This window comes from Enterobacter sp. AG326, from assembly GCF_004362415.1.
Classification (GTDB): domain Bacteria; phylum Pseudomonadota; class Gammaproteobacteria; order Enterobacterales; family Enterobacteriaceae; genus Enterobacter; species Enterobacter asburiae.
Map to the genome: position 1 here is coordinate 1,236,288 of NZ_SNXG01000001.1, position 13,018 is coordinate 1,249,305.

14 protein-coding genes are annotated in these 13,018 nt (G+C 56.6%); 6 read left to right on the plus strand and 8 right to left on the minus strand.

Annotation, left to right across the window (positions count from 1 at the left end; genetic code table 11):
* The first annotated feature begins 272 nt into the window (after positions 1 to 272).
* Both ackA and pta read left to right on the plus strand, forming a co-directional pair.
* Positions 273 to 1,475 (plus strand): acetate kinase, encoded by a 1,203-nt coding sequence (gene ackA / locus DFO52_RS05780; RefSeq protein ID WP_133549684.1) that lies wholly within the window; start codon positions 273 to 275, stop codon positions 1,473 to 1,475.
* 76 nt (positions 1,476 to 1,551) lie between these two features.
* Positions 1,552 to 3,693 carry a phosphate acetyltransferase gene (gene pta, locus DFO52_RS05785; protein WP_023312545.1) on the plus strand — a complete coding sequence of 714 codons (2,142 nt, stop codon included), beginning with the start codon at positions 1,552 to 1,554 and terminating at the stop codon, positions 3,691 to 3,693.
* Positions 3,694 to 3,765: 72 nt separating this feature from the next.
* Here the strand turns inward: pta and DFO52_RS05790 are convergent, their stop codons facing one another.
* From DFO52_RS05790 to DFO52_RS05810, 5 genes are all read right to left on the minus strand, one after another.
* Complete coding sequence (locus DFO52_RS05790) at positions 3,766 to 4,719, minus strand: transketolase family protein (protein ID WP_121931906.1); 954 nt, start codon at positions 4,717 to 4,719, stop codon at positions 3,766 to 3,768.
* Complete coding sequence (locus tag DFO52_RS05795; RefSeq protein WP_133549686.1) at positions 4,712 to 5,542, minus strand: transketolase; 831 nt, start codon at positions 5,540 to 5,542, stop codon at positions 4,712 to 4,714. The genes DFO52_RS05790 and DFO52_RS05795 overlap by 8 nt, the downstream gene beginning before the upstream one ends.
* A complete protein-coding gene (locus DFO52_RS05800; protein WP_133549688.1) occupies positions 5,539 to 6,930 on the minus strand; it encodes a PTS ascorbate transporter subunit IIC in 1,392 nt (463 codons plus the stop codon). The genes DFO52_RS05795 and DFO52_RS05800 overlap by 4 nt, the downstream gene beginning before the upstream one ends.
* Before the next feature lie 21 nt (positions 6,931 to 6,951).
* Positions 6,952 to 7,224, minus strand: coding sequence for a PTS sugar transporter subunit IIB (locus DFO52_RS05805; protein WP_003861447.1), 273 nt, complete (start codon positions 7,222 to 7,224; stop codon positions 6,952 to 6,954).
* Positions 7,225 to 7,304: 80 nt separating this feature from the next.
* Positions 7,305 to 7,748, minus strand: a complete 444-nt coding sequence (locus tag DFO52_RS05810; RefSeq protein WP_133549690.1) for a PTS sugar transporter subunit IIA — start codon at positions 7,746 to 7,748, stop codon at positions 7,305 to 7,307.
* A gap of 235 nt (positions 7,749 to 7,983) precedes the next feature.
* Here DFO52_RS05810 and DFO52_RS05815 point away from each other — a divergent pair, with 235 nt between their 5' ends.
* Positions 7,984 to 9,003 carry a LacI family DNA-binding transcriptional regulator gene (locus DFO52_RS05815; protein WP_029741925.1) on the plus strand — a complete coding sequence of 340 codons (1,020 nt, stop codon included), beginning with the start codon at positions 7,984 to 7,986 and terminating at the stop codon, positions 9,001 to 9,003.
* Between the two features lie 3 nt (positions 9,004 to 9,006).
* Here the strand turns inward: DFO52_RS05815 and yfcD are convergent, their stop codons facing one another.
* From yfcD to yfcF, 3 genes are read right to left on the minus strand one after another with little or no spacing between them, the layout of a single operon-like run.
* A complete protein-coding gene (gene yfcD / locus DFO52_RS05820; RefSeq protein WP_023312551.1) occupies positions 9,007 to 9,561 on the minus strand; it encodes an NUDIX hydrolase YfcD in 555 nt (184 codons plus the stop codon).
* Between the two features lie 55 nt (positions 9,562 to 9,616).
* Entirely contained in the window at positions 9,617 to 10,168 is a 552-nt protein-coding gene (gene yfcE, locus DFO52_RS05825; protein ID WP_047647195.1) for a phosphodiesterase, read from the minus strand.
* A 56-nt stretch (positions 10,169 to 10,224) separates the two neighbouring features.
* Positions 10,225 to 10,869 carry a glutathione transferase gene (gene yfcF, locus DFO52_RS05830; protein WP_133549692.1) on the minus strand — a complete coding sequence of 215 codons (645 nt, stop codon included), beginning with the start codon at positions 10,867 to 10,869 and terminating at the stop codon, positions 10,225 to 10,227.
* Positions 10,870 to 11,009: 140 nt separating this feature from the next.
* Here yfcF and yfcG point away from each other — a divergent pair, with 140 nt between their 5' ends.
* The 3 genes from yfcG (at position 11,010) to DFO52_RS05845 (ending at position 12,990) form a co-directional block, all read left to right on the plus strand.
* A complete protein-coding gene (gene yfcG, locus DFO52_RS05835) occupies positions 11,010 to 11,639 on the plus strand; it encodes a GSH-dependent disulfide bond oxidoreductase (RefSeq protein ID WP_029741922.1) in 630 nt (209 codons plus the stop codon).
* 75 nt (positions 11,640 to 11,714) lie between these two features.
* Positions 11,715 to 12,083 (plus strand): dihydroneopterin triphosphate 2'-epimerase, encoded by a 369-nt coding sequence (gene folX / locus DFO52_RS05840; protein ID WP_023336419.1) that lies wholly within the window; start codon positions 11,715 to 11,717, stop codon positions 12,081 to 12,083.
* Positions 12,084 to 12,096: 13 nt separating this feature from the next.
* On the plus strand, positions 12,097 to 12,990 hold the full coding sequence (locus DFO52_RS05845) for a TIGR01777 family oxidoreductase (protein WP_033146089.1): 894 nt from the start codon (positions 12,097 to 12,099) through the stop codon (positions 12,988 to 12,990).
* Positions 12,991 to 13,018: the final 28 nt, after the last annotated feature.

Here is a 13,018-nt window from a genome sequence, read left to right on the forward strand (position 1 = left end):
ACGTTCAAAATATTTTGTCATCTCTACCCCGTATCGGGTATCCTGTGCCAGCCTGATAGGGCCTTAGACGAGAATCATTAACTCGTCAAATTATTGCATATTATGCCATTGGCTGAAAATTGTGCAAAATGGCATAAAATCATAGTTATTTCTTCCATCATGCCACAATGTTCGTTTGGCATGATGTTAATCATAAATGTCTGAGTCATCATGCGTTACGCTGTTAGACTCACTGACGTTTTTTTAGCCACGTATCAATAATAGGTACTTCCATGTCGAGTAAGTTAGTACTGGTTGTGAACTGCGGTAGCTCCTCACTGAAATTCGCCATCATCGATGCGCTCAACGGTGACGAATACCTCTCTGGTTTGGCCGAATGTTTCCATCTGCCTGAAGCACGTATCAAGTGGAAGATGGACGGCAGCAAACAAGAAGCGGCTTTAGGTGCAGGCGCCGCTCACAGTGAAGCGCTGAACTTTATCGTTAACACTATTCTGGCACAAAAACCAGAACTGTCTGCTCAGCTGACTGCGATTGGTCACCGTATCGTCCACGGCGGCGAAAAATACACCAGCTCCGTCGTGATCGACGAATCTGTGATCCAGGGCATCAAGGACTCTGCGTCCTTCGCACCGCTGCACAACCCGGCTCACCTGATCGGTATCGCTGAAGCGCTGAAATCCTTCCCAAATCTGAAAGACAAAAACGTGGCCGTATTCGACACCGCGTTCCATCAGACCATGCCGGAAGAGTCTTACCTCTATGCCCTGCCATACAGCCTGTACAAAGAACACGGCGTACGTCGCTACGGCGCGCACGGCACCAGCCACTTCTATGTGACTCAGGAAGCCGCAAAAGTTCTGAACAAGCCGGTTGAAGAACTGAACATCATCACCTGCCACCTGGGCAACGGTGGTTCTGTTTCCGCTATCCGCAACGGTAAATGTGTTGATACTTCTATGGGTCTGACCCCGCTGGAAGGTCTGGTGATGGGTACCCGTTCCGGTGACATCGACCCGGCGATCATCTTCCACCTGCACGACACCCTGGGCATGAGCGTTGACCAGATCAACAAAATGCTGACTAAAGAGTCTGGCCTGCTGGGTCTGACCGAAGTCACCAGCGACTGCCGTTACGTTGAAGACAACTACGCAGAGAAAGAAGACGCTAAACGTGCAATGGACGTTTACTGCCACCGTCTGGCGAAGTACATCGGCTCTTACACTGCGCTGATGGAAGGCCGTCTGGACGCGGTTATCTTCACCGGTGGTATCGGTGAGAACGCGGCAATGGTTCGTGAACTGTCCCTGGGCAAACTGGGCGTTCTGGGCTTCGACGTTGATCACGAGCGTAACCTGGCTGCCCGCTTCGGCAAGTCTGGCTTCATCAACAAAGAAGGCACCCGCCCTGCTCTCGTTATCCCAACTAACGAAGAACTGGTCATTGCGCAAGACGCGCACCGCCTGACTGCCTGATTCCACACCGCCAGCAATGCTGGCGGTGCTGTTTTGTAACCCGCCCAATCGCGGCGGTAACGAAAGAGGATAAACCGTGTCCCGTACTATTATGCTGATCCCTACCGGAACCAGCGTCGGCCTGACCAGCGTCAGCCTTGGCGTTATCCGTGCTATGGAACGCAAAGGCGTTCGTCTGAGCGTCTTTAAGCCAATCGCCCAGCCACGTGCCGGTGGCGATGCGCCAGACCAGACCACCACCATCGTTCGCAAGAACTCCAATCTGCCAGCGGCTGAACCGCTGAAGATGAGCCACGTTGAATCTCTGCTGTCCAGCAACCAGAAAGACGTGCTGATGGAAGAAATCATCGCCAACTACCATGCTAACGCGCAAGACGCGGAAGTGGTGCTGGTTGAAGGTCTGGTCCCGACGCGCAAACACCAGTTTGCCCAGTCTCTGAACTTTGAAATCGCGAAAACCCTGAACGCAGAGATTGTTTTCGTGATGTCTCAGGGCACCGACACCCCAGAGCAGCTGAACGAGCGTATCGAACTGACGCGCAGCAGCTTCGGCGGCGCGAAAAACACCAACATCACCGGCGTGATCGTGAACAAACTGAACGCACCGGTGGATGAGCAGGGCCGTACTCGCCCTGACCTGTCCGAGATCTTCGACGACTCTTCCAAAGCGAAAGTCATCAAAGTTGACCCGGCTAAGCTGCAGGAATCCAGCCCGCTGCCAGTACTGGGCGCGGTGCCATGGAGCTTCGATCTGATTGCCACCCGTGCAATCGATATGGCGCGTCACCTGAACGCTACCATCGTTAACGAAGGCGACATCAACACCCGCCGCGTGAAGTCCGTGACCTTCTGTGCGCGCAGCATTCCGCACATGCTGGAACACTTCCGCGCAGGTTCCCTGCTGGTCACCTCCGCAGACCGTCCTGACGTGCTGGTTGCAGCCTGCCTGGCCGCGATGAACGGCGTGGAAATCGGTGCGATCCTGCTGACCGGTGCCTACGAGATGGACCCACGCGTCAGCAAGCTGTGCGAACGCGCGTTCGCTACCGGTCTGCCGGTCTTCATGGTGAACACCAACACCTGGCAGACCTCCCTGAGCCTGCAGAGCTTCAACCTGGAAGTGCCGGTTGATGACCACGAGCGTATCGAGAAAGTTCAGGAATACGTTGCGGGCTACATCAACGCAGACTGGATCGAATCCCTGACTGCGACCTCCGAGCGCAGCCGCCGCCTGTCTCCTCCAGCATTCCGTTACCAGCTGACCGAGCTGGCGCGTAAAGCGGGCAAACGCGTTGTTCTGCCAGAAGGCGACGAACCACGTACCGTTAAAGCAGCTGCTATCTGTGCAGAGCGCGGCATCGCGACCTGTGTGCTGCTGGGTAACCCGGATGAGATCACCCGCGTTGCGGCGTCTCAGGGCGTTGAGCTGGGCGCTGGCATCGAAATCGTTGACCCGGAAGTGGTTCGCGAAAGCTACGTTGCCCGTCTGGTTGAGCTGCGTAAGAGCAAGGGCATGACCGAAGCCGTTGCACGCGAACAGCTGGAAGACAACGTGGTGCTGGGTACGCTGATGCTGGAGCAGGACGAAGTTGACGGTCTGGTTTCCGGTGCGGTTCACACCACGGCGAACACCATCCGCCCACCGCTGCAGCTGATCAAAACTGCACCGGGCAGCTCTCTGGTTTCTTCCGTGTTCTTCATGCTGCTGCCTGAACAGGTTTACGTTTACGGCGACTGCGCGATCAACCCGGATCCAACCGCAGAGCAGCTGGCAGAAATCGCTATCCAGTCCGCGGACTCCGCGATTGCCTTCGGTATCGAACCGCGCGTAGCGATGCTCTCCTACTCCACCGGTACCTCTGGTGCAGGTAGCGACGTAGAGAAAGTACGTGAAGCGACCCGTCTGGCGCAGGAAAAACGTCCTGACCTGATGATCGACGGTCCGCTGCAGTATGACGCCGCCGTGATGGCCGACGTTGCGAAATCCAAAGCGCCGAACTCGCCGGTTGCAGGTCGCGCTACCGTGTTCATCTTCCCGGATCTGAACACCGGTAACACCACCTACAAAGCGGTGCAGCGTTCAGCAGACCTGATCTCCATCGGGCCAATGCTGCAGGGCATGCGCAAACCTGTGAACGACCTGTCTCGTGGCGCGCTGGTTGACGATATCGTCTACACCATCGCTCTGACCGCGATTCAGTCTTCGCAGCAGCAGTAATGTCAAAAAGCCCGGTGGCGCTAGCGCTTACCGGGCAACAAAAAGGCGACCACAAAGGGTCGCCTTTTTTATTTACAGCAGCTCTCTCGCCGCCGACACAATGTCATGTGCCGTCAGGCCATACTCCTTCTGCAGGAAATCCTGCGTCCCCACCTGGCCGTAGCGCTCCTTGACGCCCACCCGCCGCATCGGTACCGGGCAGGTTTCCACCAGCACTTCCGCCACCGCCGACCCCAGGCCGTTGTGAATGCTGTGGTTTTCACAGGTGACGATGCGTCCGGTTTTCTCGGCGTAGTTTTTCACCAGCATCCGGTCGATAGGCTTCAGGGTAAACATGTCGATGACCGCCGCGCTTACCCCCTCCTGCTCCAGCTGGCGCGCCGCTTCCAGCGCTTCCGCCACCATGATGCCGTTGGCAATCAGGGTAATATCGGTTCCTTCGCGCAGCACGTTACCTTTGCCGATGGTGAAGGTTGACCCCGGGGCATACACGCTCGGCGCCTGCTTACGAATGGTCCGCACCCAGTAGAAGCCTTCGAGGTCGATAAGCTGGCGCAGCACGTCATCGAACATCACCGCGTCGGTCACCTCCAGCACCACCGAGTGCGCCAGGCCGCGCACAATGCCCATATCCTCAAATGACATATGCGTCCCGCCGTTGTGGCAGGCCGTCACGCCCGCATCCGAGGCAATGACCTTCACGTTGTTGCGCTGATAGTCCAGGGACATAAACAGCTGGTCAAAGCAGCGACGGCTGGCAAACGCGGTGAAGGTATGCACGAACGGCTTACGCCCGGTAAGCGACAACCCCGCCGCGGTGCCGATGACGTTGGCCTCCATAATGCCGCAGTTAATCACGTGCTGCGGATAATCGCGCGCCACGCCGTCCATCGCCATCGAGCTCATCAGATCCGCTTCCAGGGCGATAATCTCGCTTCCTGCCTCAATCTGCTTTGCCACGAAGCTCGCGTAGACCTTACGCATCTCAACGGCGTCTTTCTGTCCTGCCGGTGCAACCTTAATCATGTGAAGCCTCCAGTTGGCGAATCGTCTCGTTGAGGGCCGCTTTGCTCTCTGCGGTCAATCGCAGGTGGTGCGAGTTGCTCAGCTGCTCCAGGTACGGCACCCCCTGCCCTTTGATGCTGTCGAGGATGACGACTAACGGACGCGCATCGGCAGCCGGGACCCGCGACGTCACCGCCAGCAGACCCGGAACGTCGTCGCCCTTCACCGTCGCCACGTCAAAGCCAAAGGCGCGGAATTTCCCCTCCAGGTCGAACGCGCTGATGATCTCGTCCAGCTCGCCGTCGAGCTGCTGTTTGTTCCAGTCCACGAACACCGTCAGGTTGTTGAGGCGATGGTGGGCGATAAACTGGAACGCTTCCCAGCACTGCCCCTCGTTCAGCTCGCCGTCACCGACGATGCAGAAGACCCGATTCGGCCGCCCCGCCAGCCTGTGCGAGAGCGCCATACCGCCGGCAATGGAGATCCCCTGCCCCAGCGAACCGGTGGTGGCGTCCACGCCGCGAGTTTTCAGACGGTCCGGGTGGCTTGGCAGGCGCGTGCCGTTCTGGTTCAGGGTGCTCAGCTCTTCCACCGGGAAGTAGCCCTTGATCGCCAGCGTGCTGTAGAGCGCCGGGCCCGCATGGCCTTTCGACAGGACAAAATAGTCTCGCTCCGGCCAGTCCGGATCCGCCGGGTCGATTTTCATCACCGCGCCGTACAGCACGGCCAGGATTTCAACCACCGACATACTGCCACCGTAGTGCCCAAAGCCCAGCTGCGTCAGGGATTTCAGCGTCTCAAGACGGATCTGACGCGCGAGTTCGGTTATCTCTTTCTCATTCATGATTTGGCTCCGGTGTTTTCCTGCGCGTTACCGCCTGCAGGTTTGTTTTTCGCGAAGACGTTGTACGCCACCAGCAGAGAGAACAACGCCACGACCAGTCCGGTGATGGCAAGCGGCGACAGGAAGCGCGCCAGGTTGCCGAGGACAATCCCGACCGCGCCGAAGTCGGCGTCCGAGAAGGTGGTGTTGGCAAAGCCAATGGCGCCCAGCACCGGCAGCAGCAGGACCGGCAGGAAGGTGATCAGCAGGCCGTTAGCAAAGGCGCCAATCATTGCCCCGCGGCGTCCGCCGGTGGCGTTACCGAACACGCCCGCCGTTGCGCCGGTGAAGAAGTGCGGCACGACGCCCGGGAGGATCAGCACCCAGCTAAACTGACCGCAGATGAGCAACCCCACAATCCCGCCGAGGAAGCTGAACAGGAAGCCAATCAGTACCGCGTTTGGCGCATACGGATAGACCACCGGGCAGTCCAGCGCAGGACGCGCGTTCGGCACCAGTTTTTCCGAGAAGCCGGTAAAGGCCGGAACGATCTCCGCCAGAATCAGGCGCACGCCCTGCAGGATAATGAACACGCCCGCCGCGAAGGTGATGGCCATGATGATGGCGTAGACCAGATAGTTCTGACCGCCGCTGAAGGTGGCCTCCACGTACTCACGCCCGGCGCTCACCGCCAGGATGAGGTAGATAATCATCATGGTCAGGGAGATGGAGATCGAGCTGTCGCGCAGGAAGCTCAGGTTCTTCGGCAGGTTCATCTCTTCCGTTGAACGGGAGCCTTTGCCGACCTTGCTGCCAATCCAGCCGGACAGCACGTAGCCCAGCGTGCCGAAGTGGCCGAAGGCAATTTCATCGTTGCCGGTAATGCGCTTCATGTAGCGCTGGGCAATCGCCGGGAAGAAGGCCATGATCAGGCCGAGGATCAGCGAGCCGGTAAAGACCAGACCCACGCCCTCAAAGCCCGCTACCGTAAGGATCACGCCAATCATGCACGCCATATAAAACGTGTGGTGCCCGGTCAGGAAGATATACTTCAGGCGGGTAAAGCGCGCGACGATAATATTCGCCACCATGCCGAAAGCCATAATCAGGGCGGTCGCTGCGCCGTATTTCTCCAGCGCAATTGACACAATCGCTTCATTGTTTGGAATAATGCCCTGAATCGTAAAGGCGTGTTCAAACATACCCCCCAAAGGATTTAATGACCCCACCAGCACCGTTGCACCGCCGCCCAGCACAATAAAGCCAAGAATGGTTTTAATCGTTCCTTTCACCACGTCCGAAAAGGCTTTCTTTTGCGCAACCAGACCAATAAGCGCAATTAAACCGACCAGTACCGAAGGGACTTTTAAAATATCAACAACGAAATTCAGCGTTTCAAGGATAAACATATCCACCTCGCCTTATCAGGGTTATTGTCTTTCGAACCAGGCGCGCAGCTGCGCTTCAAGTTCGTTGATGTCGATGATGTTGTTAATCACCACCAGCTGGCTTTCCGGCACGCTGGCGCTGGCCGCAATGTCTTTTGCCATCACGAAAAGATCGGCCGCACCCGGCGTGGCCGAGGAGAGGTCGGAATGTTCAACCTCAGCCTCAATCTCCAGTTTTTTAAGCACCTTTTTAATATTCATTTCGACCATAAAACTGCTGCCCAGGCCGGAGCCGCAAATAGCCATGATTTTCATTGTTGTCCCCTTATTTTGAGTAGAGCACGCCCCATCACGCTGGCGCGTAATGTTGTGAATAATCGGATTAAAGAATTAAATCAGAAGCGGTCAATAATCTTTTTAATTTCCTCCAGGGTATTCGCCTGATGCAGTTCAACCATATCTGCATCGCTGGAAAATAATTCAGCCAGCGATGAGATCATCTCAATATGGCTATTTTTGTCGGGTGCCGCGAGCATAATAATGACATCGACAGGGTCAAACTCACCGGCACCAAACGAGACGCCCTGTTTTAGTTTTAATAAAGACAACCCCAGTCCTTTGGCGCCTTCCTCCGGCCGCGCATGCGGCATCGCCAGCCCCGGTGCCAGCACATAATAAGGTCCTAACGTGTGGTGCTGCTGGATGATGGCCGTGACGTATTCAGGCTCAATCACCTGCAAATCCAGAAGCGGCTTCGCGCACAGCTCCAGCGCCTGCGGCCAGGTTTCCACGCTATCCTGCAGCGTGATGGTTGTATCATATATCCATTTTTTGAGCACTTTTCACTCCCGCTACACGCTTGAAGATGAGCAAACTTTATTCAACACATCGCTGGATGACTGCGATCGCGATCACAAAGATAGCGCTACCAATGCTTAACATGCAGAAATGTGATAGCGCTATCAAATTGCAATCACGGCGCTAAATCACAGCAAAAAAAGGGATTTAAGGCGTATACTGCCTGTCACGTGAAGCGAAGGAAATGAAGAACGCGTCTGGTCAGCAGGAAGGTGTATGTCTCTAACCCGAAAACGGCGCAGTACTGGTAAAGTGACACTCGCCGATGTCGCACAGCTTGCCGGTGTGGGCACGATGACCGTGTCCCGTGCACTCCGCACACCCGAGCAGGTTTCCGATAAACTACGAGAAAAAATTGAAGCTGCCGTGCAGGAGCTGGGCTATATGCCTAATCTTGCCGCCAGCGCGCTGGCCTCGGCGTCGTCGTGGACGATAGCCATGGTGGTGCCTAACCTCTCCGAAGCTGGCTGCTCGGAGATGTTCGCCGGGCTACAGCAGGTGCTACAGCCTGCCGGGTATCAGATCATGCTGGCAGAATCCCAGCATCGTCTTGAGCAGGAGGAGAAATTGCTGGAGACGCTGCTGGCGTCAAATATTGCCGCCGCTATCCTGCTCAGCGTTGAACATACCGACACCGTTCGCCACTGGCTGAAAAACGCCTCTATTCCGGTGATGGAGATGGGCGCCATGCGCGCCGACCCGATTGATATGAATATCGGGATTGATAACGTAGCGGCCATGTATGAGCTCACGGAAATGGTGATTAAGCGCGGCTACCAAAATATAGGCCTGCTGTGCGCCAACCAGGAGCAGTGGATTTTCCAGCAGCATCTGCAGGGCTGGTACAAAGCCATGCTTCGCCACCATATGTCGCCGAACCGTGTGATTAACGCGGCGATGCCGCCGAGCTTCTCCACGGGTGCCGCGCAGTTGCCTGAGTTTTTGCTGGCATGGCCAGAGCTGGATGCGCTGGTATGCGTCTCTGACGAGCTGGCATGCGGCGCGCTGTACGAGTGCCAGCGCAGGCGAATCAAGGTGCCGGACGATCTGGCGGTGGTAGGCTTTGGCGATAGCGACGTGAGCCGCGTCTGTCAGCCGCCGCTGACGACGATGGCGGTGCCGCATCGTAAGATTGGAATTGAAGCCGGAAAAGCGCTGCTGGAGCGTCTGAATGACGGTGACTGGCGCGATCAAAAGCCCATCGCGTCCAGTCTGTGTCTGAGAGAGAGTTGCTGAATCTTACTCAGCCTCTTCCTCTTTTTCTGATTTGGTCGATTCGTTTTTGGCGTTGCGGGTCATCCACAGCGCCAGCGCTTTTAACGAATCCGGCGTAAACTCGTCGCAGCGCGCGGTGATCTCTTCCGGCGTCATCCAGCTGACTTCACTCACCTCTTCTTCCTGCAGAGCGAACGGGCCGTGGGAGACGCAGCTAAACAGCCCGCCCCAGACGCGGCAGTTTTCGTCTTCGAAATAGAACTGACCGTGCTCGGCAAACGGCACGCCGGCGATGCCTAACTCTTCTTCCGCTTCACGACGCGCGGAATCCAGCAGCACTTCATCTGCCTGGACAACCCCACCTGCGGTGGCATCCAGCATACCCGGGAGAAAATCTTTGGTATCCGTACGGCGCTGGACCAGAATTTTGCCCATACCGTCATGCACAACGATGTACGTTGCGCGGTGGCGCAGACGCTCCGCACGCATTTGTTCGCGGCTGGCCTGCGCGATCACTTCATTCTCTTCGCTGACAATGTCAACCCACTCTGTACTTGCCAAATGACTCTGCTCCACCATCGGGAAACCTTCTCTTCTAAGCGCTCTTTCGGCGCGTTTGCAGTTGAGGTGTAACTTACGGATTAATCGCTACCTGCGCAATAACTTGCTGATCATTAAGTGCGATAACGCGCAGGGTATTTCCATCCAGCATGCCATAGCTCGCTGGATAACCGCCTTTAGGTATGCTGACCGAACCCGGATTGAAGTGATAAATCTCACCGCGCTTTTCAGCAACCGGAATATGAGTATGACCGTAAACCAGGACATCGCCAGCCGCGAGCGCCGGGAGATTATCCGGGCTAAAAAGATGCCCGTGCGTCAGGAACAGGCGGCTTTGTTCCAGCAGCACCTGCTGCCATGGCGCGGTAAGAGGAAAATGCAGCAGCATCTGGTCCACTTCGCTGTCGCAGTTGCCGCGAACGGCGATAATGCGCGAGGCAACCGGGTTGAGCTTTTCCGCGACCTGAGCCGGAGCGTAGCCCTCCGGCAGCGCGTTGCGCGGGCCGTGATTGAGCACATCCCCCAGAATAATCAGCCACTGCGCGCCGCTTTGTGCAAACAGGGAAAGGACACGCTCGGTAGCGGGCAGCGATCCATGGATATCCGACGCAAACATCAGTTTCATCAGTCACTCCTCGGGAAAACAAACTGCCCCCATCATACCTGAAGCGTCAGGGCTTATCAGCCCGCGCGCTTGGCCGAGAGTGCCACATAGCGCTGCACGGAGGCGCGCTGCCACTGAAACGCGGCATAATCCACCAGCAGCTGCGGCACCTCATCGCCGTTGAGGATCAGGCGGTTAAGCATCAACGCCAGATCGGCGTCGGCAATGCACCACTCGCCGAACAGGTTCGGGTTGCCATGGGCGAGGAGCGAGGTGGCGGTTTCAATCAGTTTTTGCGCGCTTTCACGGCCTTCTGCGCTGAGCGCTGGCTTTTTGACCCCGGCAAACACGACGTCCGTCGCGCGTTCCACGCGAATCGGCATCAGATCGCTTCGCAGCCACGCCTGGATCTGCCGCGCCCGCGCGCGTTTTTGCAGGTCGTGAGGATAGATGCGCTCCCACTCGGGCGGCGCGAACCGATCTTCGAGATATTCATCAATCGCCGACGATTCGCTCAGGGCAAAACCGTCAATCTCCAGCACCGGCACCCGTCGGGTCAGGTCGTAACCCTGCCACTGCGGTTTGAGATGTTCACCGCCGTCAAGATCGACGGTCTTCAGCGTAAAAGTGAGCCCTTTTTCGGCCAGCGCAACGTATACGCTCATAACATAGGGAGAAAAGAAATTCGCATCGGACCACAACGTGATGACGGGCTGGTTCATAACATCCTCATAGGCTGATCGGTTTTTACTCAACATATAATCTCTTTGCCTCGCTGTCACTTGATGAAAACTCACGATTTACAACAACCACCTATACTCATTTGTCATGGCACCACTATTCGCATGGACAGGAGTTGAGAATGATCGACCTTTATTACGCCCCTACCCCAAACGGCCATAAGATCACCCTTTTTCTTGAAGAAGCCGAGCTGGATTACAGGATCATTCGCGTTGATATAAGCAAAGGCGATCAGTTCAGCCCTCTCTTCCTGGCTATCTCGCCGAATAATAAAATCCCGGCCATTATCGATAACCAGCCGGCGGACGGAGGCAGACCGCTGAGCCTGTTTGAATCCGGCGAAATTTTGCTCTACCTGGCGGAGAAAACCGGCAAACTGCTGAGCGGCGAACTGCGAGAGCGTCATCATACCCTGCAATGGCTCTTCTGGCAGGCTAGCGGGCTGGGGCCCATGCTGGGTCAAAATCATCACTTTACCGCTTACGCCCCGCAGCCCATTCCTTATGCGATAGAACGCTATCAGGTTGAGACTCAACGGCTGTATGACGTTCTGAACCGTCGGCTGGAGAAAACGCCGTGGCTCGGGGGCGATCATTACAGTATTGCCGATATCGCCTGCTGGCCGTGGGTGAATACGCATGAAAAACACCGCATTGACCTGGCCTCTTACCCGGCGGTGAACAACTGGTTTGAGCGCATTCGAACCCGCCCGGCCACCGAGCGAGCGATGCAAAAAATCCAGCAAATTTAACCCTCTATGAGGCTGGGTGCCCGCGAGCCTCTCATGTATGATGAGCGGGAAATACTGACACGGAGAAGACCTGCAATGTCACAGCCAGATGCTGTTATTCGTATAAAAAATTTACGCTTGCGTACCTTCATCGGTATCAAAGAGGAAGAGATCGCCAACCGTCAGGATATTGTCATTAACGTGGTGATTCACTACCCCGCAGACAAAGCGCGGGCCAGCGAAGACATCAACGACGCGCTGAACTACCGCACAATCACCAAAAACATCATTCAGTATGTGGAGAATAACCGCTTCTCTCTGCTGGAAAAATTAACTCAGGATGTGCTCGATATCGCACGCGAACATCACTGGGTCACTTATGCTGAAGTTGAGATCGATAAACTTCACGCCCTGCGCTACGCCGATTCCGTCTCCATGACGCTAAGCTGGCGACGCCAGGCGTAAACCTGGAGGTTGTATGAAGATTTTGCTGACCGGCGGCACAGGCCTGATTGGTCGTCACCTGATTGCGCGTCTGCAGGCATTGCATCACGACATTACCGTGGTCACGCGCAGCCCTGAGAAGGCGCGCCAGGTGCTGGGGGCGGGTATCGATATCTGGAAAAATCTGGCCGAGCAGCAAAATCTGGACGGCTTCGACGCCGTTATTAACCTCGCGGGTGAACCCATCGCCGATAAGCGCTGGACGGAAGAGCAAAAGCAGCTGTTATGCAGCAGCCGGTGGAACATTACCGAAAAGCTGGTCGAGCTGATCCGCAATAGCCACACGCCGCCTTCGGTGCTGATTTCGGGTTCAGCGGTGGGCTATTACGGCGATCTCGGCGAGGTGGTGGTGACCGAGGAAGAGCCGCCCCATAACGAGTTTACCCATAAGCTCTGCGCCCAGTGGGAGCGTATCGCCTGTGCGGCGCAGAGCGATCGTACCCGCGTCTGCCTGTTGCGGACCGGCGTCGTGCTTGCGCCGAAAGGCGGTATTCTGGCGAAGATGCTTCCCCCTTTCCGGCTCGGACTCGGCGGCCCCATCGGCAATGGTCGTCAGTACCTGGCGTGGATCCATATCGACGATATGGTCAATGGGATTCTCTGGCTGCTGGATAACGATCTGCGCGGGCCGTTTAACATGGTTGCGCCGTATCCGGTGCGTAATGAACAGTTTGCCCACGCGCTGGGGCATGCCCTGCACCGCCCGGCGATATTGCGCGTGCCTGCCACGGTCATTCGCCTGATGATGGGTGAAGCGTCTGTGCTGGTATTAGGCGGACAGCGGGCGCTGCCAAAACGGCTGGAAGCAGCCGGCTTTGCGTTCCGCTGGTATGAATTAGAAGAGGCGCTGGGGGATGTGGTGCGGTGAATATGTTACAGTGACAGGCCATGTTCCG